We start from the raw sequence: 20,490 nt of genomic DNA, 5'->3' as shown, positions 1-20,490 counted from the left end.
TTCCGTACGACCGGCGGTGTCTAAGCTTTGAACGATCCGTTTCTCTCGCGCCGGATACCGCTCTCCGGCCGGCGTCTCGTCATCGACGCCCCGGCCGGGGATTACGCGTTTTTGCGCTACAGGAGCGGACGCGGCTTCCGTAGCTACACGGCCCTGTGCCGTGCCCTGCTCTCACCGGACGCCGTCGTCATCGACATCGGGGCGAACATCGGGCTTACGAGCCTGATCGCGGCAGATGTGGCGCGTGGCGGTCGGGTTCTGGCGATCGAGGGCGCGCCCCGGAATTTCGCCGCGCTGGCGCGAAACCTTGGGGCCCACGCTCCAAAGATTGCAATTCCGATCCACTGCGCGGTGGGACCCGAGAAGGGCGAGGTCACCTTCGTCGACAACTCGGCATTCGGCCATGTCGTCTCCGCCGATTCCCTGGTTGCTACCACTGGTACGACGGTACCTCAGAAAACGATCGACGACATCGTCACCGAGCACGCTCTGTTGCGCGTCGACTTGATCAAGCTCGACATCGAAGGCTTCGAGCAGGATGCCTTGGCCGGTGCGCCAGTGACGCTCGCCCGCTTCGATCCGGTGGTCTTTCTCGAATTCAACGTGTTCTGCCAGATCGTGCTCTACGACCGGAACCCGCGCCGTTTTCTGGACTGGCTGCTCGCGACGTTTTCCGAACTCCATGTCTGGCGCGATGGGCGTCTGACCTCCGTGAGGGAGACCGGGGCCCTCGGTTTCCTCCAGTCGAACATGATCGATCGTCGCTGCAACGACGATCTCATTGCGACCACCTCGCCCGAGCGCATCGCGCGCCTTCGAACCGCCCTGCATCAGGGCGGCTTCCGAGGCGGGATTTGGGCCCGCCTGAGGCGTTGAGGTCTACTTCAACAGCGAGATCTGCACGTCGCCGACCCGTCGCTCCACCGCGACGGTGACGTCGTCGCCGTGGCGGTGGACGCGCAGGTCCACCCGCGAGGTGCCGAGCTTCAGGTTGTACAACGTGATGCCGTCGAGGAAGCGCGGCAGGATCGGGTTCCGCAGCCGGATCCGGTTCTTGTCGTGTTCGATCTCCAGCCCGAGGCAGGAGGCGAGCAGAGCGAACGGGGTCGCCGCTGCCCAGGCCTGGGGCGAGCAGGCGACCGGATAGTTGACGGGACCGCGCTGGCGCCGCCGCATGAAGCCGCAAAAGAGCTCCGGCAAGCGCTTCTGGTCCTGGTAGAGAGCCGTGTCGAACAGCCCCTCGAAGACGCGGGCCGCCTCCGCCTTCAGGCCGTAGCGGGCGAAGCCCAGCGCGATCATCGCGTTGTCGTGCGGCCAGATCGAGCCGTTATGATAGGACATCGGGTTGTAGCGCGCTTGACCTTTGGCGAGCGTGCGGATGCCCCAACCATTATAGCCGTCCGTGGAGAGCAGTTGGCTCGCCACTGCCTCTGCCCTCTCCGGCAGGGCGATGCCGGTGAACAACGCGTGGCCGGCATTCGACGAGCGCACGGCACATTGACGCTTCTCGCCGTCGAGCGCGATGGCGTAGGTGCCGATCTCCTCGCACCAGAATGCCTTGTCGAAGGCCTCACGCAGGTCTCGCGCCTGGGCCTTCAGCGCCTCGGCGCGGTCCTGCTGGCCCAGCAGGACCGCGAGCTTGGCGGCACCCTTCTTTGCGGCAAAGACGTAGCCCTGAACCTCGCAGAGAGCGATCGGTGCCTTCGCCATCGCGCCGTCGGCGTGGAAGATCGAATCGTGGCTGTCCTTCCAGCCCTGGTTCGCCAGGCCCTGCTCGGTCTCGCGAGCGTATTCGACGAAGCCGTCTCCGTCCCGGTCGCCGTACTGGTCGATCCAGTCGAGCGCGAGTTCGATCGCCGGCCAGATCGCCTTGATCGTCTCCAGGTCGCCGGTAACGGCGTAATACTCCCAGGCCAGCATCACGAAGAGCGGCGTGCCGTCGATGGTGCCGTAATAGTGGCGGAACGGCACCTCGCCGAGCATGGCCATCTCGCCGCGCCGGGTCTCGTGCAGCACCTTGCCGGGCTGTGCGTCGGCAGCCGGATCGACGGTCTTGGCCTGTGTCGCCGCGAGGAAGCGCAGCACGCCCTTGCCAAAGTTCGGGTCGATCCAGAGGGCCATCATCGCGGTGATGATGCCGTCGCGGCCGAAGACCGTGGAGTACCAGGGAATGCCGGCGAAGGGGTAGATTCCCTCCTGTGTCCGGCTCGCCAGCATGTAGAGGTCGGCGGTCGCTCGGCAGAGCGCTTCGTTGAACTGGTCGTTCGACGAGATGATCGTGGTGATACCCGCCGTGAGCTGGCGCTGATCGCGCCGGCTGTCGCGGTAGGCGCGGGCGAAGATGCGCCCTTCGGGCAGGCCCCGGATCGGCCGATCACCGCTGCTGCCGGAGGCGCGGGAGAGGGCCGCCGCCGAATCCTCGCCGGTGCGCTCCGCGCTCGGCGCGCTGGTGAAGGCACGATGGGAATCGCAGACGATGCGGATGAACAGCGAGGTGTGCGCGCCCGGCGCCATCGTCACCTCGAACTCGGCCCGGCCGGGCTCGATCCGGACGGGTTGCGGCCCGAAATGCACCGATGTGGTCCGCACGATCTCGTCGAGGCCGACGTAGCGGAACTGAACCTCGCTGGGGCTCGAGACCTGTACGGTGCGCTTGCCGAAGCGGGTTCGGTTGGTGCCCCGCACCTCGAACAGGTCGCGGTAATCCGCATCGAAGGTCACGTTGATCCGCAGCGTGCGGCGGCGTGTGTCGTAGTTCCGGAGCCCGATGCGGTCGTAGCAGCTGCCGCGGAACAGAAACTTGGTGCGCTCGATCGCGATCAACTCGCGCGGGAGCGAGGTCTCGTCCTGCGCGTCGATCCGGATGTCCGGCGTCGTCATGTCGACACTGAGCGCGCCGTTGTCGTCCTGCATCACGGAGGACAGGATCAGCGGGCGCTGATCCTCGACGGTGAAGGCGAGGCGCGAGAGATAGCGCGTATCCTGGAAATAGATGCCTTCGGGACCCGGAAAGACGCCGATATCGCCGTAGGTATCGAGGACCGCGAAGGCTTCGCCGTATTTCAGGGCGCGGAGCGGACGCTCCACCAACGAGGTCTGAGCCTCGATATGGTACTGCGGAAGCGCCTCGTCGGCATCCTGAAAGCCAAGGATCGGCTGGGTGGTCGTGTCGTCGGAAGAGATGACCTTGGCCTTCGCCGATGCCTCGTCCGCTGCCATACCGAATGCCCTCTGATGCGATTGTGCCGGAGTGTCCGCGCTGAAGCGCGAATCATAAAGGCCGCCGATGCGCGGTGAGCGAACCGGCGGCCAATGTTGGAGCTTCAGTTAGGGGCGAAGGCAGCGCCGACGAGGGGGGCGGCGCCGATCGCTTGCGTCAGGCCGGCAGGGCCGCGACGTTGATCGAAGGACGGGGCGATCCGTTCACTTCGCCGTATTGCGGGCTGAAGCTGCCGGCCGTCGGTAGATCGATCACGTTGCCGCGGCTGGCAAGAAGCTCTTCGTAGGCGGCGACGTACTTGTTCACCATGACCTCGGCGGTGAACTGGCTCTCGAAGTGCTGGCGCACGCCGGCCCGCGAAAGACTTTTCGCCTTGATGCAGGCCTCGACCGCCTCGTCCATCGTATCGACCACGAAGCCGCCGACGCCGTCCTTGATCACCTCGGGAACCGAGCCGTTGCGGAACGCGATCACGGGTGTACCGGCCGACATCGCCTCGATCATCACCAGGCCGAAGGGTTCTGGCCAATCGATCGGGAAGGCGAGGGCGAGAGCGTTGCCGAGGAAGTCCTTCTTCTGTTCCTCATTGATCTCGCCGATGTACTCGATCAGCGGATGGTGGATCATCGGCTCGATGACGTCGTCCCAATAATCCTGGTCGGCCTTGTCGACCTTGGCGGCGATCTTCAGCGGGAGGCCGGAGCGCTTGGCCATCTCGATGGCGCGGTCGGGACGCTTCTCGGGCGAGATGCGGCCGAGGAAGGCGAGGTAGCCGCCCTTCGACTCGGGGTAGTACGGGCAGTTCTCCTTCGGCAGGCCATGATGGATCGTGGCCAGCCAGTTGGAATCCTCCGGCATCGGCTCGCGCTGGTTGTCGGAAATCGACACGAGCGGCATGCCGGTAAAGGTCTTGTAGACCGGCATGAAGTCCGGAACGTCCAGGCGACCATGCATGGTCGTGAGGGTCTTGTGATAAAGATCCTCGAACATCGGATACTGCAGCAAATCGATGTGGAAATGGATGATGTCGAACTCGTGCGCCCGGCGGTGCACATGGTGCAGCATGGCAAGGTGACCCGCCGTGTGGTCGCGATAGCCGAGAAGGCGAAGACCTTCGGGATGACAGGCTGCCAGCTTCGCCGACGTCTCGGAATCGCCACTTGCGAATAGAGTCACGTCGTGGCCCTGACGAACCAACTCTTCAGTGATCCACGAAACGACGCGCTCGGTACCGCCGTAGAACTTGGGGGGGACCGCCTCTGCAAGCGGGGCAACCATGGCAATGCGCACGAACACGTCTCCTATGACCGAGGATGCTTTGTTGCAGAGAGTTTTTACTGAGTCGGCCTGAGCGCCACATGAACGAAACCGACGGCCAAGGTTTATGGTTCCGCTTGCCTCGACGCGCCACCGCGATTTGCCGGCGCCCCCGCTATGCCCGCTAGACACAGGTCGGGGCGTTCCGTCGGATCGCCGCCCTGCAAGAGCCCGGCCAAGATGCGACTGACTGCGATCATGGCCGTTCTCGTCGACGCGTCCGGCGCAGTTGGGCGGTGAAGACCGGGCCGTCGCCAGCCGGTCTTCCGGACACGTTGATAGCGGGCAAGCTTTCTGCCATAAGCCGCCCGCGTCGAACCGCCCGGCCGATAGGGCTGCCGTGGCGGTTTCCGTTGCTTTCAACAAGCATCATTCGCGCTGACATCCCCGGTCCACCGGCCGGAGGGGTTTTGCGCCAGGAGAGCGAAATGCCCAAGCTGAAGACCAAATCGGGCGCCAAAAAGCGCTTCAAGATCACCGGCACCGGCAAGGTGATGTACGCCCAGGCCGGCAAGCGCCACGGGATGATCAAGCGGACCACGAAGCAGATCCGCAACCTGCGCGGCACCACGACCCTGTTCGAGGGCGACGCCGCCAACGTGAAGAAGTACTTCCTGCCCAACAGCCGGTAAGTCTTCCTCACAAGCCGATTTTGCTCATTTCGTAATCCAGGAGATCTCCCATGGCCCGCGTCAAACGCGGCGTGACCAGTCACGCAAAGCACAAGAAAGTCCTCAAGGCCGCCAAAGGCTATTACGGCCGGCGCAAGAATACGATCCGGATCGCCAAGCAGGCGGTCGAGAAGGGCATGCAGTATGCCTACCGCGATCGTAAGAACAAGAAGCGCACGTTCCGCGCCCTCTGGATTCAGCGTCTCAACGCCGCCGTCCGCGAGCATGGCCTGACCTATTCGCGCTTCATCAACGCGCTCGCCAAGTCCGGCATCCAGGTCGACCGCAAGGCCCTGTCCGAGCTCGCCATTCACGAGCCGGCGAGCTTCGCCGCCATCGTCGAGAAGGCCAAGGCCGCTCTCCCGGCCGAGACTGCCAAGGCGGCCTGAGTCCAAGTCGAGCTTTCGAGCGGACAAGGCGCGGCGCTCAGGGCGCCGCGCCTTCTTTTTTCGCCGTGCTTGCGCGATGTCGCGCGAAGCGCGAAAGCAGCGCGCGTTCAGCGCCGCTCCCGGGACCAGCGATGACCGATCTCGACACCCTCGAACGCAGCCTGCTGGAGCAGATCGGCCAAGCCTCCGACGAGGCCGCGCTCGAGACCGTCCGTGTCTCGGCGCTCGGCAAGAAGGGCGCGGTCTCCGAACTCCTGAAGACGCTCGGCGCCATGACGCCGGAGGAGCGCAAGGAGCGCGGCCCCCTCATCAACGGCCTGCGCGACCGCGTCGCCGCCACCCTGGGCAGCCGTCGCGAGGCCCTGCAGGCCGCCGCCCTCGACGCCCGGCTCGCCTCCGAGCGGATCGACGTGACCCTGCCCCTGCGCGAGGCGCCGGAAGCGCGCGGCCGCATCCATCCGATCAGTCAGGTCATCGACGAGATCACGGCGATCTTCGCCGATATGGGTTTCTCCGTCGCCGAAGGCCCGGACGTCGAGACGGACGAGTTGAACTTCACCGCGCTGAACTTCCCCGAGGGCCACCCCGCGCGGGAGATGCACGACACGTTCTTCCTCGCGCCCGACCATCTCGGCCGGCGCAAGGTGCTGCGCACCCACACCTCGCCGGTCCAGATCCGGACGATGCGCGCGGTCGAGCCGCCGATCCGCGTGATCATCCCCGGCCGCACCTACCGGCACGATTCCGATCAGACGCACACCCCGATGTTCCATCAGGTCGAGGGCTTGGTGATCGATCGTCAGGCCAATATCGCCAATCTGAAATGGGTGCTGGAGACCTTTGCCCGCGCCTTCTTCGAGGTCGAGAGCGTCGGCATGCGCTTCCGGCCCTCGTTCTTCCCCTTCACCGAGCCCTCCGCCGAGGTCGACATCCAGTGCTCGCGAAAAGGCGGCGAGATCCGCTTCGGCGAGGGCACCGACTGGCTGGAGGTGCTCGGCTGCGGCATGGTCCACCCGAACGTCCTGAAGAACTGCGGCCTCGACCCCGACCAGTTCCAGGGCTTCGCCTTCGGCATGGGCATCGACCGCCTCGCCATGCTGAAATACGGCATGCCGGATCTTCGCCCGTTCTTCGAGGCCGACGTGCGGTGGCTGGAGCATTACGGCTTCCGGCCGCTGGATGTGCCGAGTTTAGTCGGGGGGCTGACAGCCTGATAGTGCCTATGCTCCAAGCGCATTACATTGTTCCTATAATCAGCGCGGTCCTCGGATTAGTAGGAGCCATTTTTGGCGTTCTACTAGCTCATCGCTTTACATCTGAACGAGATCGATCCCAGAAAAGAAGAGAAATACTTTTGAAAAATCTACTTGAGATCTGGAAAGATCTTGAAATTGGCAGCCGTGATGAGTTAGATATTTGTGACAAAAAGAGCAATTTAGAAAATGGCATATCGATGCTGCAGATTTTTGGCAGCCTAAAGCAGATTGAGAAAACCAACATTTTTGTGAACGAGATGGCCAGCGCGAATTTTGCTGACACAACGCCTATAATGGTTGAGTTAAGAAATGAGATCAGAAGTCAACTAGGTCTCGAACAAATTGATGGGCCTATCAATTGGCTGAGAATTAAGTTGATAGGCAATTCGAAAAGCCGTCCCGTGAGCGCATCATGAAATTCACCCTCTCCTGGCTCAAGGACCACCTCGACACCGAGGCGTCCCTCGAAACCATCGCCGATACGCTCACCCGCATCGGGCTCGAGGTCGAGGCGATCGAGGACAAGGCCGCGGCGCTGAAGCCGTACGTCGTCGCGAACGTCATCAGCGCCGAGCCGCACCCCAACGCCGACCGCCTGCGCGTCTGCATGGTGGATGCGGGTGACGGGGCACCGATCCAGGTCGTCTGTGGCGCGCCGAACGCGCGGGCAGGCATGAAGTCGGTCTTTGCGCCGGCCGGCACCTACGTGCCGGGCAAGAACATCACCCTGTCGGTGGGTACGATCCGCGGCGTCGAGAGCCGCGGCATGCTCTGCTCCGGCGCGGAGCTGGGCCTCGGCGACGACCACGACGGCATTCTCGACCTGCCGGCCGACGCGCCGGTCGGCCAGCCGTATCCGCTCTATGCCGGGCTCGACGATCCGGTCATCGAGATCAACCTGACGCCGAACCGCGCGGACTGCGCTTCGATCCACGGCATCGCCCGCGATCTCGCGGCGACCGGCATCGGCACCCTCAAGCGCGACGCCTTCCCGGCCTTGCGTGGGGAGGGCTCCTGCACGGTGCCAGTGGCGATCGAACTCGGCGACGATCCGGCCCTCTGCCCGGTCTTCGCGCTCCGCCTCGTGCGTGGCGTCACCAACGGCCCGTCCCCGGACTGGATGCAAGCGCGCCTGCGCGCCATCGGCCTGCGCCCGATCAACGCCCTCGTCGACATCACCAACTACATGACCTTCGACCGCGGCCGGCCGCTGCACGTCTTCGACGTCAAGAAGGTCGCTGGCGGCCTGACCGTCCGCCGCGCGGGCGAGGGCGAGGAGCTCAAGGCGCTCGACGGCCGGATCTACCGGCTCGACGGCGACACCGTCGTGATCGCCGACGACAACGGGGTCGAGTCCATCGGCGGCATCATCGGCGGAGAGGCCTCGGGCTGCGACGCGACGACGACCGACGTGCTGATCGAGTCGGCACTCTGGGATCCGAAGAACATCGCCCGCACCGGCCGCCGCCTCGGGGTGATCACCGATGCGCGCTACCGTTTCGAGCGCGGCGTCGATCCGGCCTTCGTGCTGCCGGGGCTCGATCTGGCGACGAAGCTGGTGGTGGACACCTGCGGCGGCACGCCGACCCAGGCGACGATCGCCGGCGAGATCCCCGACACCGACCGCGTCATCGACTTCCCCTGGACGGAGGTGCGGCGCCTCGCCGGCATCGAACTGTCTCGGGCCGAGATGAAGGTGACGCTGGAAACGCTCGGCTTCCACGTCGCCGGCACAGGCGACCGGGTGAAGGTGCTCACGCCCTCCTGGCGACAGGACGTCGAGGGTAAGGCCGATCTCGTCGAGGAAGTCATCCGCATCGCCGGGCTCGACCGCATCGAGCCGAAGCCCCTGCTGCGCGCCGACGTGAATGCGGTGGGTCCGAAGCTCACCGTCCTGCAGCGGCGCACCCGTAGCGCGAAGCGCGCACTAGCGAGTCGCGGACTGTTGGAAGCCGTGACGTGGTCCTTCGTCCGCCACGAGGACGCCTGCCTGTTCGGCGGCGGCGGCGCAAATCTCGCGCTGGCCAACCCGATCGCCGCCGATCTCTCCGACATGCGCCCGAGCCTCGTGCCTGGGCTGCTGCGCGCCGCCCAAACCAATGCCGACCGCGGATACGGCGACGTCGCGCTGTTCGAAGTCGGCCAGTGTTTCGAGACCGACCAGCCGGAGGGTCAGAGCATCCGCGCCGCCGCCGTCCGCCGTGGCAGCGCCCGCCACGAGGGCGATGGCCGTCATTGGAGCGGGACGGCGGCCGTCGTCGACGCCTTAGAGGCGAAGGCCGACGCGCTCGCGCTGCTGACGGCGCTCGGCATCCAGACCGGCGGCCTGCAGATCGTGGCCGGCGGTCCGGCCTGGCTGCATCCCGGCCGCTCCGGCACGCTGCAGTTCGGCCCCAAGAACCCGATCGGCTGGTTCGGCGAGATTCACCCGGCGGCGATGAAGGCGCTCGATCTCAAGGGCACCCTCGTCGCCTTCGAAATCACCCTCGATGCGCTGCCGCTGCCGAAATACAAGCCGACCAAGGTGAAGCCGGCGCTTGCCCTCTCCGGCCTGCAGCCGGTCTCGCGCGACTTCGCCTTCGTCGTCGGCCGCGACGTGGCGGCGGGCGACGTGATCCGCGCGGCCCAGGGTGCCGAGCGCAAGCTCATCACCGGCGTCGAGGTGTTCGACGTCTACGAAGGCGTCGGCATCCCGGAAGGCTCGAAGTCGATCGCCGTCGCCGTCAGGCTCCAGCCGGTCGAGCGCACGCTGACCGATGCCGAGATCGAAGCCGTGAGCGGTAAGATCGTCGCCGAGGTCGCAAAGAAGACCGGCGCGAGCCTGCGCGCATGAAGGAGAGGACCATGGACGAAGACCTCGTCACGCTTCTCTCGGAAGCGAAGCACCTTCCGAAGGATGCCCTTCGGCGCGCGGTCGAAACGCCGGACGCGGTGGCCGATGCGGTGCTGCACGTGCTCGACCTCGCGGCCGAGGACCCGGACGCCCCGAGCGACGAGGAGGCGAACCTCCTGTTCTGGGGCGTTCACGCCCTCGCGGCCGCCCGCGACACCCGTGTGTTCGCCCCGCTCCTGCGTCTGCTGCGGCAGGACGACGAAGTCCTCGAAGGCTTCCTCGGCGACGCCATCTCGGAGACGATCCCGCTCGCGCTCGCGAGCGCCTTCGATGGTGACGTCGCGGCGCTACACCGCTTCATCCTCGACAGCACCATCGACGACTTCGCACGCAATGCCGCCTTCGACGCGATCGGCTTCCTGACCCGCGCGGGTCGCCTCGACCGCGATGCGACGCGTGCTTTGCTGGAGCGCTTCGACGACGCGCAGGTCGCGGTCGAGGAGAGCCCGGGTTGGGTCGGCTGGGAACAGACGATCGCCTATCTCGGGCTGACCGAGCTGGTCCCCCGCGTCGAGGCCGCCCGCAAGGACGGCCGGATTACCGACGAATTCAGCGACTTGGCTTGGTTCCGGAAGGCAATTCGGCAGGTGACGAAGCAGCCGCCGGACTACGAAGCCTTCGCCGGTGAAGCCTTCGGCTACCTCGACGATCCGGTCGCTGCCCTGGCCTGGACGGCAGAGAGCGCCGGTCAGCCGATCAAGAACCCCTTCAAGGATGTCGGCCGTAACGATCCGTGTCCCTGCGGAAGCGGCAAGAAGTACAAGAAATGCTGCCTCGATGGACTGGCGCTCAAGGAGCCGCCGCCGCTCCTGCCCGGTCTCCACTGAGCGGATTGGCAGGATCCCAGGCGTAGCCGAGCGTCTCGAAGCGCATCGAACGCGCGTCGACCATCAGCAGGCGCCCGACCAGAGACTCGCCGAAGGGCACGATGGCGCGGATCACCTCCAGCGCCATCAGCGAGCCCATGACGCCTGCGAGTGCGCCGAGCACCCCGGCCTCCGCACAGGTCGGCACGGCGCCGGGCGGCGGCGGGTCTGGAAACAGGCAGCGATAGGTCGGGTTCGGCAGTCCGTCGGCGCCGGTCTCGTGCGGTCGAAGCGTCGTGAGGGAGCCGTCGAACTGCCCGAGGGCGGCCGTGACAAGCGGGCGCCGGACGTGAAAGCAGGCATCGGAGACGGCGTAGCGCGTCGCGAAGTTGTCGGAGCCATCCGCGACGACGTCGTACTCGGCGGCCAGCGCGGCGGCGCTCTCGGCATCAAGCCGGACCGCATGGGTCTCAATCCGAACATGCGGGTTCAGACGAGCCACGGCCTCGGCCGCGCTCTCCACCTTCGGCCGGCCGATATCCGGCGTCTCGTGGATCACCTGCCGCTGTAGATTCGAGAGCGACACCACGTCGTCGTCGGCGATGCCGATGGTGCCGACCCCGGCCGCAGCGACATACTGAATCAGGGGTGCCCCAAGCCCGCCGGCGCCGACCACGAGCACCCGCGCCGCCTTGAGCCGGTTCTGTCCCGGGCCACCGATCTCGCGCAGGACGAGATGGCGCGCATAGCGTTCGACTTCGTCGGAGGTGAGAGCCATGCCCGTGAGATAGGCGGCCGGGCCGCCGCGCGAAAGTTCGTCGACAGAGCGTCGCGGTGAATTCTTCGATCGCGATCGCTCGGGTCGGCCGCAGAGGATCGACGGCCGACAGGCGCCATGGCAAGCCAAGCGGAATGACGCACGACACTCCATCGCCGATCGCACTGGCGCAGTCGCTGATCCGTTGTCCCTCCGTAACGCCGGAGGAGGGCGGGGCGCTCGCGCTGCTCGAAAACGTGCTCGGTCAGGCCGGCTTCTCCGTCGAGCGTCCGGTGTTTTCCGAGCCCGGAATGCCGGACATCGAAAACCTCTACGCCCGCATCGGCACCGGCAGCCCCTGCCTTCTCTTCGCCGGACACACCGACGTGGTGCCCACCGGCGAGACCTCCGCCTGGACCCACGACCCGTTCTCGGGCGAGATCGCGGACGGACGGCTTTACGGCCGGGGTGCAGTCGACATGAAGGGCAGCATCGCCTGCAAGCTCGCGGCCACGTTGGCGTTTCTGCGCGAGCGGCCCGATTTCGGCGGCTCGATCGCCTTCCTGATCACCGGCGACGAAGAGGGGCCGGCCATCAATGGCACGGTGAAGCTGCTTGCCTGGGCACGCGACAGGGGCGAGCGCTTCGACCATTGCCTGCTCGGCGAGCCGACAAACCCGAGCCGCCTCGGCGAGATGATCAAGATCGGCCGCCGCGGATCGCTCACGGGAACCATCACGGTGCATGGCCGCCAGGGCCACGTCGCCTATCCGCACCGGGCCGAGAACCCGATCCCAGGCCTGCTGCGTCTGTGCTCCGGCTTGATCGTCGACCCGCTCGACGACGGCACCGCCCATTTCGATGCCTCGAACCTCGAATTCACGACGATCGACGTCGGCAATCCGGCCACCAACGTGATCCCGGCGAGCGCCAAGGCGGTGTTCAACATCCGCTTCAACGAGGGCTGGAGCGCCGAGAGTCTCGGCGCCGAGATCCGGCGCCGGCTCGACGCCTCAGCTGGCAACATCGTCCGCTTCAGCCTGGACCTTCAGCCCTCGAACGCGCCGGCCTTCCTCACACAGCCCGATGCCTTCGTCGATGTGGTGGCAGGCGCGATCGAGGCCGAGACCGGATTGAAGCCGACGCTCTCGACGACCGGGGGCACCTCGGATGCCCGCTTCATCAAGGACTGCTGCCCGGTGATCGAGTTCGGGCTCGTCGGGGAGACGATGCATCAGATCGACGAATGCGTGGCGGTCGCCGATCTGGAGCAGCTGACGGCGATCTACCGGCGCGTGCTCGATGCCTATTTTCCGTCTTCGTCCGCGTAATCGACGCCCACGAACGTCAACCCATGCGCCGGCGCCATCGGCCCGCAGCGGCTGCGGTCGCGCGAGGCGAGGATGTCGGCGACGTCGTCCGCGCTGAAGCGCCGACAGCCGGCCATCATGAGGGTGCCGACGATGAAACGCACCTGATGATGCAGGAACGACCGCGCCGATGTCTCGACCACGATCTCGTCGTGAAACCCCATTGTGCGCTGCGCGACGTCGAGCCGTTCGAGCGTCCGCACGGGGCTCGCCGCTTGGCACTCGGCCGCGCGAAAGGCCGAAAAGTCATGCCGGCCGAGAAGCCTGAGCGCCGCCGCCTGCATCAGATCCGGGTCGAGCTTCCAAGGCACGTGCCAGACATGGGCCCGGGTGATTCCCGGCGGGCTCCGCCGGTTGAGAATGCGGTAGCGATAGTGCCGGCGGATCGCGGTGCGCCGCGCATCGAAGCTGTCGCCGACGAGCTCGGCGCTGACGATCGAGACCGGATGCGGGCGAAGATGCGCGTTGGTGGCGTCGCGCACCGTGTCCGTGCGCCAGTCTCGGGCAAGGTCGAGGTGGGCGACCTGATGTGTGGCGTGGACGCCGGCATCGGTACGGCCGGCGCACGTGAGACGGGCGGTTTCGCCCGTGAATTTCCGGATTGCCGTCTCGATGACGCCCTGGACGGTCAAGCCTTCGGCCTGCCGTTGCCAGCCGTAAAACGGGGCGCCATCATACTCGATGACGAGCTTGTAGCGAGGCATCAGGCGAGGTGCGCCCCTGAGCCGAGCCGCGCCCCCCGCAGGAAGTCCCCGCCCGTCGCGACCCCGCCCTTGCCGGCCCGTCGCAGTTCGAGAAGCCGCACCGCGCCCTCGCCGCAGGCGACCGTGCAGGCTGCATCGAGCAAGGTGCCGGGCACGCCGGATCCTTCCGCCCGCTCTGCGCGCAGCACCTTGACCCGCTCCGGCCCCTTGCCGAGATCGGCTTCGAAGTAGGCACCCGGGAACGGCGACAGGCCGTTGATGTGGCGGGCGATTTCGGCGGCCGGTCGGTGCCAGTCGATGTGGCCTTCCTCGTTCGTGATCTTGTGCGCGTAGATGATTCCATCGTCCGTCTGAGGCGTGAAGGCGAGGTTGCCCTCGGCCAGGGCCGCAAGCGCCCGGCTCATCAAGTCGGCGCCGAGCGGCATCAGCGTGTCGTGGAGCGCGCCGGCGGTCATGCCCTCGGTGATCGGGACGCGCTCTTCGAGCGCGACCGGTCCGGTGTCCAAGCCCTTCTCCATCCGCATGATGCCGACACCACTCTCGGCATCACCCGCCATGATGGCGCGCTGGATCGGCGCGGCGCCGCGCCAGCGCGGCAGGAGCGATCCGTGCAGGTTGAGGCAGCCGTGACGCGGTGCGTCGAGAACACTCTGAGGGAGCAGCAGGCCGTATGCGACCACGACGGCGACGTCCGCCGCATGCCCGGAAAACACCTCCGTCGCCGCGTCGGTTTTCAGGCTGGCAGGGCTGAGCACCTCGAGCCCCAGGGCGTTCGCCAGCGTGTGCACCGGGGAGAGTTTGACGCCCATGCCGCGGCCGGCCCTGGCGGGTGCCCGGGTGTACACGGCGACGACCTGGTGCCCGTCGGCGACGATCCGCGCGAGGGTGGGCACGGAAAAGTCCGGCGTGCCCATGAAAACAACGCGCATCGTGGAAAAACCTAGCTTCAGGCCGCGTCGCGCTTGGCGGCCTTGGCGAACTTCTTGATGACCCGGTCGCGCTTGAGCTTCGACAGGTGGTCGATGAACAGCACGCCGTTGAGGTGATCGATCTCGTGCTGCAGGCAGGTGGCGAGCAGGCCGTCGGCCTCTTTCTCCACCGTCTCGCCCTTCAGGTCCATGTAGCGCACGCGCACCCGGTCCGGCCTCTCGACCTCGCCATAGTATTCGGGAATCGAGAGGCAGCCCTCGTCGTAGATCCGCATCTCGTCCGAGGACCAGACGATCTCGGGATTGATGAAGACCGTCGGGTCGCGCGCCTCTTCTTCCTTGTTGGTGTCGATCGTCACCACGCGCTTCGCCACCCCGATCTGGATCGCGGCGAGGCCGACGCCGGGAGCGTCGTACATCGTCTCGAGCATGTCCTTCGCCAGCGTCTCGATCTCGGGCGTAATCGCCGCGACGGGCTCGGAAGTCTGGCGCAGAATGGGATCGGGCAGGATCACCAGGGGTCGGATCGTCATGGGCAGGGCGGGCTCGATTGCAGCGCCCCGAGGGCGCGCCGGACAAGCCTTTCGCATAGGGGGCGGCCTGCGGACGGTCAAATCCCGAACGAAGCCTCGCGGCGGCGACCGGAACGAGCCCGATCCACCGCCGCGACGGATGCGGTGCGTTCAGTAGGCCGGGCCGCCCGAGGTCGCGCCGTAACTCGGCACCGACCGCGCGTTCTGTTCGGCATTGCCCATCTTGGCGGAGTCATCGACGTGGCTGCGCGAGGCCGCGCGCGTGGAGGCGGCATCGGCCGCCCGATCCGTCCATTCGATGCCAGCCGGAGCGGTGTAGCTTCGCGCGATGGCCGAGGAGGCCGGTACACCCAGGCCGAGGACGAGAGCAGCGGCGATGGAGGCGAAACGAACGGTCATGACATGATCCTTTTCAGCGAACGCGGCCTGCGGGGAGCGACCGCTGCCAGTGAGTTCGCCGGCCATCGCCGGATCGGGGTGCGATGACGCACAACGGAAGAATGTGGTGGTCTCCCTTGCTCGACGATCGTCGGGGTGCGGGCTCCCACGCCACACTGCCGCACACGCTCGCCATGAAACCGGCACGCACGATGCTGATACTCGCATCCACGGCCCGCATCGGCGATCCGCAACTGCAGCCCTAGGCCCATCCGTGTTCCCATTCGGTACTCGCCGCAGCGCCAAGCGGGCCGTCCGTCGGGGCGCTGCGCAGCTCACGAAACTCCTGACGGCGACGGCCAAGCCGCCCCGGACGGCCGTGAGGACGAAGCCCAAGGTCGGCGCGCCCAAGACCGGCTCGGCCGTCCGTGCTCGGAAGACGGAGGCATCCCGCAAAGCGCCGGGCCGCTTCGTCGAGATCGACCAGCTGCGCGTGCATTGCATCGTCCGGGGCAGGGGACGGCCGGTGGTGCTTCTGCACGGCAACGGCACCATGGCCGAGGATTTCGTCATCTGCGGCCTGATCGAGCGACTTGCGACCCGGTACCGGGTCATCGCCATCGACAGGCCCGGCTTCGGCCATACGGCGCGCCCCCGCGCGCGGGTCTGGACGGCTGTCGAGCAGGCCCAACTGATGCATCGCGTGCTGGCGGCGTTGAAGGTCGAGCGGCCTCTCGTCGTCGGGCATTCCTGGGGGACGCTGGTGGCGCTGGCGCTCGCTGCCGGCGGCTTGCGCGAGCTGCGCGGGCTCGTCCTGCTCTCCGGCTACTACTACCCGAGCCGCCGCGCCGACGTGACCATGTCGAAGACGCTGGCCATGCCGGGTATCGGCGATGCCGCGCGCGCCATGATGAACCCAGCCATGGGCCGCCTCGTCGCCGCGCAGGCCTTCCGGCAGGTGTTTCGCCCGCAGGCGGTGCCGCCGCGCTTCGAGGCCGAGTTTCCGGTGGAGATCGCCATGGGTCCCACGCAGATGCGAGCCTCGACGGAAGACGCCTCGACCATGAACACGGCGGCGAGCGGCCTGCAGCACACCTATCCGCGGCTGGATCTGCCGGTAGCGATCCTCACGGGCGATGCCGATGCGGTGGTCGATATCGACGAGCAGTCGCGCCGGCTCCACGGCGAAATCGCTGGTAGCACGCTGAAGATTCTGCCCGGGCTCGGCCACATGATCCACTATGCAGCGCTCGGCCCGATCGATCGCGCCATCGACGGGCTTATGGCGCCGGGCGGCAGAAGCCAGAAGGCACCGCGTGTTGCGTCGCGTGTCGGCGCGGTCCTAGGCCGCCCCTGACGTCCGCCGCGCCGGGGCGCTGATGCGTCACGGGCGGCCCTGCCTGAAACGGGTTGCCGCGAAGCCGGATCGAGCTCAGCCTGTGCGCATCCTTCGACCATGCGGGCGCGCCTGATGAGCACTCTCCAGTGGTTCCCCCTCCTGGCCTTCCTCGGCCCGATGCCGGCACGGCGTCCGGATCCGCCGAAGGCCACGCCCGATCACGGCTGGGTCGCAGGCTTCCTGATGCTGGCCACCGTGTTCACGATGGTGGCGCCGATGATCGCGGTCTGGGGATTCTACCGCCCCGAGGCGACGATCCGGGCCGCGTGCGAGGCTTCCGGGGGGCATCTGGTTTATCGTTCGATCGCAGGGGATGGGCCGGTGCGATGCCGGAAGGTGTGAGGTGACGTCGCGGCCGTACCAATTGCACTCTGCGATCCGCTCCTAAAACGCCGTCCGGCTCCGGATCGCCGCCGAGAGGGTGCCTTCGTCGAGATAGTCCAGCTCGCCGCCGACCGGGACGCCATGGGCGAGGCGGGTGATGGTGAGGTTGAAGGGGCGGAGTGCGTCGGTGACGTAGTGGGCGGTGGTCTGGCCGTCGACGGTGGCGTTGAGGGCGAGGATGATCTCCTTCACCGCGGGGTCGCTCGCACGCTCCACCAGCGTGTTGATGTTCAGATGCTCAGGGCGCACGCCGTCGAGGGCCGACAGCACGCCGCCCAGCACGTGGTAGCGGGCGCTGACGGCGCCCGAACGCTCCAGCGCCCAGAGGTCCGACACGTCCTCTACCAGCACGAGGGTCGAGGGATCGCGGGTCGCGTCGCAGCAGATCGTGCAGGGCTCGCTGGTATCGACGTTGCCGCAGGACGAGCAGACGACGATGCGCTCGGCGGCCACCCGCATCGCCTCGGCCAGCGGCCCGAGTAGGGTGTCGCGCTTCTTGATGAGCTGCAAAGCCGCGCGCCGAGCCGAGCGCGGGCCGAGGCCCGGCATCCGCGCGAGGAGCTGGATCAGGCGCTCGATCTCCGGGCCGGCGACGGATTGGGGCATGGGAGAGGGGACTTCGGGGCTGAACATGCGATGGCGCGGCTCCGCGCCATACCGTCGGGTCGGCACGGGCGCAAAGCCGCCGGCTCTTAGATAGGTGTACGCCGCGCCCGGACAGACGCCTGCGCCACTGCCGCGACGCCGCGCCGATCTGTGCAAAAAAATTGTCGATGGGTCTAAAGTTTTATTGACGGCAAACAATCTCGCTTCCAAGCCGGAAGGATCACGGGGCGGTGAACCTGCGCGCGGCGGACCTGAACGACCGCGCGGACGCTCCGGACGCGACGAGACCCAGGCCGGAAGGCGGCCGCGATCAGGGGCCCGAGGAGAGACGACCTTGAACAACATCGGCAATTTCAATGCGGGCCATGGCGCGGAAGCGATCGGCCTGCGCAACCTCGAAGCGGTCCACTGGAACCTTGAGGCACCACGCCTCTACGAAGAATCCCTCAAGCGCGGCGAGGCCGAACTCGCCCGCGGGGGCGCTCTCGTGGCGCAGACCGGCAGTCATACCGGCCGTTCGCCCAAGGACAAGTACGTCGTGCGCGACGCCTCCACCGAGAACGAGGTCTGGTGGGAGAACAACGGCTCGATCACGCCCGACCAGTTCGGGACGCTGTACCAGGACTTCCTGGCTCATGCCGAAGGCCGTGAGCTGTTCGCACAGGACCTGTTCGGCGGGGCCGATCCGGCGCACCGGATCAAGGCGCGGGTCTTCACCGAGTTTGCTTGGCACTCGCTGTTCATCCGCAACCTGTTGATCCGGCCGGAGCGGGAAGCCCTCGCCGAGTACGTGCCGGAGATGACGATCATCGACCTGCCGAGCTTCAAGGCCGATCCGGCCCGGCATGGCTGCCGCTCCAAGACCGTCATCGCCATCGATTTCTCAAAGAAGCTCGTCCTGATCGGCGGCACTGCCTACGCCGGCGAGATGAAGAAGTCCGTCTTCACCTTCCTGAACTACATGCTGCCCGATGCCGGCGTGATGCCCATGCACTGCTCGGCCAATGCCGCGCTGGATGAAGCTGGGGACTCGGCTCTGTTCTTCGGGCTCTCGGGCACCGGCAAGACCACGCTCTCGAACGACTCCTCGCGACAGCTCATCGGCGACGACGAGCACGGTTGGTCGAACAACGGGATCTTCAACTTCGAGGGCGGCTGCTACGCCAAGACCATCCGGCTCTCTCGCAACGCCGAGCCCGAGATCTGGGCCACCACCGAGCGCTTCGGGACGGTGATGGAGAACGTCGTGATCGATCCGCTTTCCCGCGTGCCGGATTTCGACGACGCCTCGCGTACCGAGAACACCCGCTGCGCATATCCCCTCGACTTCATCGCCAATGCCAGCGCCACAGGCCGGGCCGCGCATCCGAAGAACATCGTGATGCTGACCTGCGACGCCTTCGGCGTGATGCCGCCGATCGCCAAGCTGACGGGCGCGGAGGCGATGTATCACTTCCTCTCCGGCTACACCGCGAAGGTGGCGGGCACCGAGCGCGGGCTGACGGGACCGGAGGCGACCTTCTCGACCTGCTTCGGCGCGCCGTTCATGCCGCGCCACCCGAGCGTCTACGGCAACCTGCTGCGCGAGCTGATCGCCAAGCATCACGTCGACTGCTGGCTGGTGAATACCGGCTGGACCGGCGGCGGCGTCGGCACGGGCCGGCGGATGCCGATCCGCGTGACGCGGCGCCTGCAGGCTGCGGCGCTCGACGGCTCGCTGTCGAAGGCGGTCTTCCGGCGGGATCCGTATTTCGGCTTCGCGGTGCCGGATTTCGTGCCGGGCGTCGAGCCGCACGTGCTGTCTCCGGTGAAGACCTGGCAGAACAAGGCGGCCTTCTCGGAGACTGCGACCCGGCTCGTCGCGATGTTCCGGGAGAACTTCAAGCGCTTCGAGGATCACGTCGACGCCGACGTGCGGGCGGCGGAGCCGGTCGCTTCGATCGCGGCGTAGTCTCGAAGCGCCGAACGGCGGCAGCGAAGGAAGGGGAACCCCCGCTGCCGCCGTCGGCATCGTGGCGAGGTTTACTTGCCGAGGCCGACCGAGCCGGTCACGCCGCCGAGAACGCCGCCGACCGCACCCAGCACGGTGCCGAGCAGACCGCTCACGAGGCCGCCGACCTGATCGATCGTTCCGGATACAGCGCCGAGTTCCTGGCTGAGATCCACGGTAGCACCGACGCCGACGCCGAGGCCGCCACCGACTGCATCCAGCTCCGAAGCGTTGAGCTCGCGGATGGTCTCGATGTTCTGCGACATAAATATTCTCCTGAAATGACAGGCTACAGGCAAGATCTTCCAGCGAGAAGATCCGGCCTTTAACCTCATCACGATGCGCTGGTTACGCATCGCCCATTAACGTGACCATTCATCGGGGAGCGGATCAACCCGGATCGGCGCCACGCTTATGGCAGGAACAAGCGATCTGATCTTTCGAAGACCCTTCGCAACCGCCGCATCAGTCGCCGCATCCACCCGAAAGCGTTGAACTTTTTGAGATCGTTGCGGCGCAGCATCGGTATGCCGCGATGTGCGAACCTGAGAGATCGAGGGCTTCCAAGCTCCGTCGATAAGCCCCTCAGAAAATGGGATTTTTTCGGCTACATGCGGCAGGACGCCGCACCTGTTGGCGCGGGATATCTGCAACGGCTGCTTATCTGCCGTTACCCTCGCGTCACCATCCCCGCCAAGCTCCCATAACATTTGATAGAATCCGGCTGGCTGCGTCGGTTCCTTCTGGTTGTTGGCGTGGCACTCAATTGTGCGCATCCGATCGGCCGGGTGGTCGAAATACGGCGAAAAAGAGGCATGGTGGCCTCGGTTCGGCCCGTTCCGGCGAGCGCCGACGCCGCGAGGGTCGCAAGGACCCTCGCGGCGGGCC

21 protein-coding genes are annotated in these 20,490 nt (G+C 66.5%); 11 read left to right on the top strand and 10 right to left on the bottom strand.

The annotated features are described in order from the left end of the window. The first annotated feature begins 27 nt into the window (after positions 1-27). Positions 28-876, top strand: coding sequence for an FkbM family methyltransferase (locus tag MHA02_RS00590; RefSeq protein ID WP_147076033.1), 849 nt, complete (start codon positions 28-30; stop codon positions 874-876). Positions 877-879: 3 nt separating this feature from the next. On the opposite strand, the gene MHA02_RS00585 is transcribed toward MHA02_RS00590, so the two are convergent. After that, entirely contained in the window at positions 880-3,219 is a 2,340-nt protein-coding gene (locus tag MHA02_RS00585; RefSeq protein WP_147076032.1) for an amylo-alpha-1,6-glucosidase, read from the bottom strand. Positions 3,220-3,376: 157 nt separating this feature from the next. Then, positions 3,377-4,510 (bottom strand): glycosyltransferase family 4 protein, encoded by a 1,134-nt coding sequence (locus MHA02_RS00580; RefSeq protein ID WP_147076140.1) that lies wholly within the window; start codon positions 4,508-4,510, stop codon positions 3,377-3,379. Between the two features lie 455 nt (positions 4,511-4,965). Between MHA02_RS00580 and rpmI the strand changes: the two genes are divergently transcribed. From rpmI to MHA02_RS00550, 6 genes are all read left to right on the top strand, one after another. Further along, positions 4,966-5,169 (top strand): 50S ribosomal protein L35, encoded by a 204-nt coding sequence (gene rpmI, locus MHA02_RS00575; protein ID WP_018044555.1) that lies wholly within the window; start codon positions 4,966-4,968, stop codon positions 5,167-5,169. Between the two features lie 50 nt (positions 5,170-5,219). Continuing rightward, on the top strand, positions 5,220-5,597 hold the full coding sequence (gene rplT, locus MHA02_RS00570) for a 50S ribosomal protein L20 (protein ID WP_147076031.1): 378 nt from the start codon (positions 5,220-5,222) through the stop codon (positions 5,595-5,597). Positions 5,598-5,728: 131 nt separating this feature from the next. After that, positions 5,729-6,811: a phenylalanine--tRNA ligase subunit alpha gene (gene pheS / locus MHA02_RS00565; protein ID WP_147076030.1), complete on the top strand. Its 1,083-nt coding sequence runs from the start codon at positions 5,729-5,731 to the stop codon at positions 6,809-6,811. A gap of 8 nt (positions 6,812-6,819) precedes the next feature. After that, positions 6,820-7,269 (top strand): hypothetical protein, encoded by a 450-nt coding sequence (locus MHA02_RS00560; protein WP_147076029.1) that lies wholly within the window; start codon positions 6,820-6,822, stop codon positions 7,267-7,269. Then, positions 7,266-9,686: a phenylalanine--tRNA ligase subunit beta gene (gene pheT, locus MHA02_RS00555; RefSeq protein ID WP_147076028.1), complete on the top strand. Its 2,421-nt coding sequence runs from the start codon at positions 7,266-7,268 to the stop codon at positions 9,684-9,686. The genes MHA02_RS00560 and pheT overlap by 4 nt, the downstream gene beginning before the upstream one ends. An 11-nt stretch (positions 9,687-9,697) precedes the next feature. Continuing rightward, positions 9,698-10,573: a DUF1186 domain-containing protein gene (locus tag MHA02_RS00550; RefSeq protein ID WP_147076027.1), complete on the top strand. Its 876-nt coding sequence runs from the start codon at positions 9,698-9,700 to the stop codon at positions 10,571-10,573. On the opposite strand, the gene MHA02_RS00545 is transcribed toward MHA02_RS00550, so the two are convergent. Next, entirely contained in the window at positions 10,536-11,330 is a 795-nt protein-coding gene (locus tag MHA02_RS00545; RefSeq protein ID WP_147076026.1) for a HesA/MoeB/ThiF family protein, read from the bottom strand. The two genes, MHA02_RS00550 and MHA02_RS00545, sit on opposite strands and share 38 nt — an antisense overlap. A gap of 134 nt (positions 11,331-11,464) precedes the next feature. Between MHA02_RS00545 and dapE the strand changes: the two genes are divergently transcribed. After that, positions 11,465-12,640 (top strand): succinyl-diaminopimelate desuccinylase, encoded by a 1,176-nt coding sequence (gene dapE, locus MHA02_RS00540; RefSeq protein WP_147076025.1) that lies wholly within the window; start codon positions 11,465-11,467, stop codon positions 12,638-12,640. On the opposite strand, the gene truA is transcribed toward dapE, so the two are convergent. The 4 genes from truA to MHA02_RS00520 form a co-directional block, all read right to left on the bottom strand. Next, positions 12,616-13,383: a tRNA pseudouridine(38-40) synthase TruA gene (gene truA, locus MHA02_RS00535; protein ID WP_147076024.1), complete on the bottom strand. Its 768-nt coding sequence runs from the start codon at positions 13,381-13,383 to the stop codon at positions 12,616-12,618. The two genes, dapE and truA, sit on opposite strands and share 25 nt — an antisense overlap. Further along, a complete protein-coding gene (gene fmt / locus MHA02_RS00530; RefSeq protein WP_147076023.1) occupies positions 13,383-14,312 on the bottom strand; it encodes a methionyl-tRNA formyltransferase in 930 nt (309 codons plus the stop codon). Before fmt ends, truA begins: the two co-directional genes overlap by 1 nt. A 17-nt stretch (positions 14,313-14,329) precedes the next feature. Then, positions 14,330-14,845: a peptide deformylase gene (locus MHA02_RS00525; protein ID WP_147076022.1), complete on the bottom strand. Its 516-nt coding sequence runs from the start codon at positions 14,843-14,845 to the stop codon at positions 14,330-14,332. A 150-nt stretch (positions 14,846-14,995) separates the two neighbouring features. Beyond that, positions 14,996-15,310 (bottom strand): hypothetical protein, encoded by a 315-nt coding sequence (locus MHA02_RS00520; protein WP_238180309.1) that lies wholly within the window; start codon positions 15,308-15,310, stop codon positions 14,996-14,998. A 187-nt stretch (positions 15,311-15,497) separates the two neighbouring features. Here MHA02_RS00520 and MHA02_RS00515 point away from each other — a divergent pair, with 187 nt between their 5' ends. Then, positions 15,498-16,580 carry an alpha/beta fold hydrolase gene (locus MHA02_RS00515; protein WP_147076021.1) on the top strand — a complete coding sequence of 361 codons (1,083 nt, stop codon included), beginning with the start codon at positions 15,498-15,500 and terminating at the stop codon, positions 16,578-16,580. 114 nt (positions 16,581-16,694) lie between these two features. Then, a complete protein-coding gene (locus MHA02_RS00510) occupies positions 16,695-16,964 on the top strand; it encodes a hypothetical protein (protein ID WP_147076020.1) in 270 nt (89 codons plus the stop codon). 42 nt (positions 16,965-17,006) lie between these two features. On the opposite strand, the gene recR is transcribed toward MHA02_RS00510, so the two are convergent. Next, on the bottom strand, positions 17,007-17,612 hold the full coding sequence (recR, locus tag MHA02_RS00505) for a recombination mediator RecR (RefSeq protein ID WP_147076019.1): 606 nt from the start codon (positions 17,610-17,612) through the stop codon (positions 17,007-17,009). A gap of 334 nt (positions 17,613-17,946) precedes the next feature. Between recR and MHA02_RS00500 the strand changes: the two genes are divergently transcribed. After that, positions 17,947-19,563: a phosphoenolpyruvate carboxykinase gene (locus MHA02_RS00500; RefSeq protein WP_147076018.1), complete on the top strand. Its 1,617-nt coding sequence runs from the start codon at positions 17,947-17,949 to the stop codon at positions 19,561-19,563. 71 nt (positions 19,564-19,634) lie between these two features. Here the strand turns inward: MHA02_RS00500 and MHA02_RS00495 are convergent, their stop codons facing one another. Beyond that, a complete protein-coding gene (locus MHA02_RS00495) occupies positions 19,635-19,868 on the bottom strand; it encodes a hypothetical protein (RefSeq protein ID WP_147076017.1) in 234 nt (77 codons plus the stop codon). A gap of 96 nt (positions 19,869-19,964) precedes the next feature. Continuing rightward, a partial coding sequence (locus MHA02_RS22415) for a hypothetical protein (RefSeq protein ID WP_210245041.1) occupies positions 19,965-20,490 on the bottom strand: 526 nt, incomplete at its 5' end.

Source organism: Methylobacterium haplocladii (assembly GCF_007992175.1).
Classification (GTDB): domain Bacteria; phylum Pseudomonadota; class Alphaproteobacteria; order Rhizobiales; family Beijerinckiaceae; genus Methylobacterium; species Methylobacterium haplocladii.
Note: the sequence above shows the minus strand (reverse complement) of the source record. Positions and strands in the feature narration are given on the sequence as shown.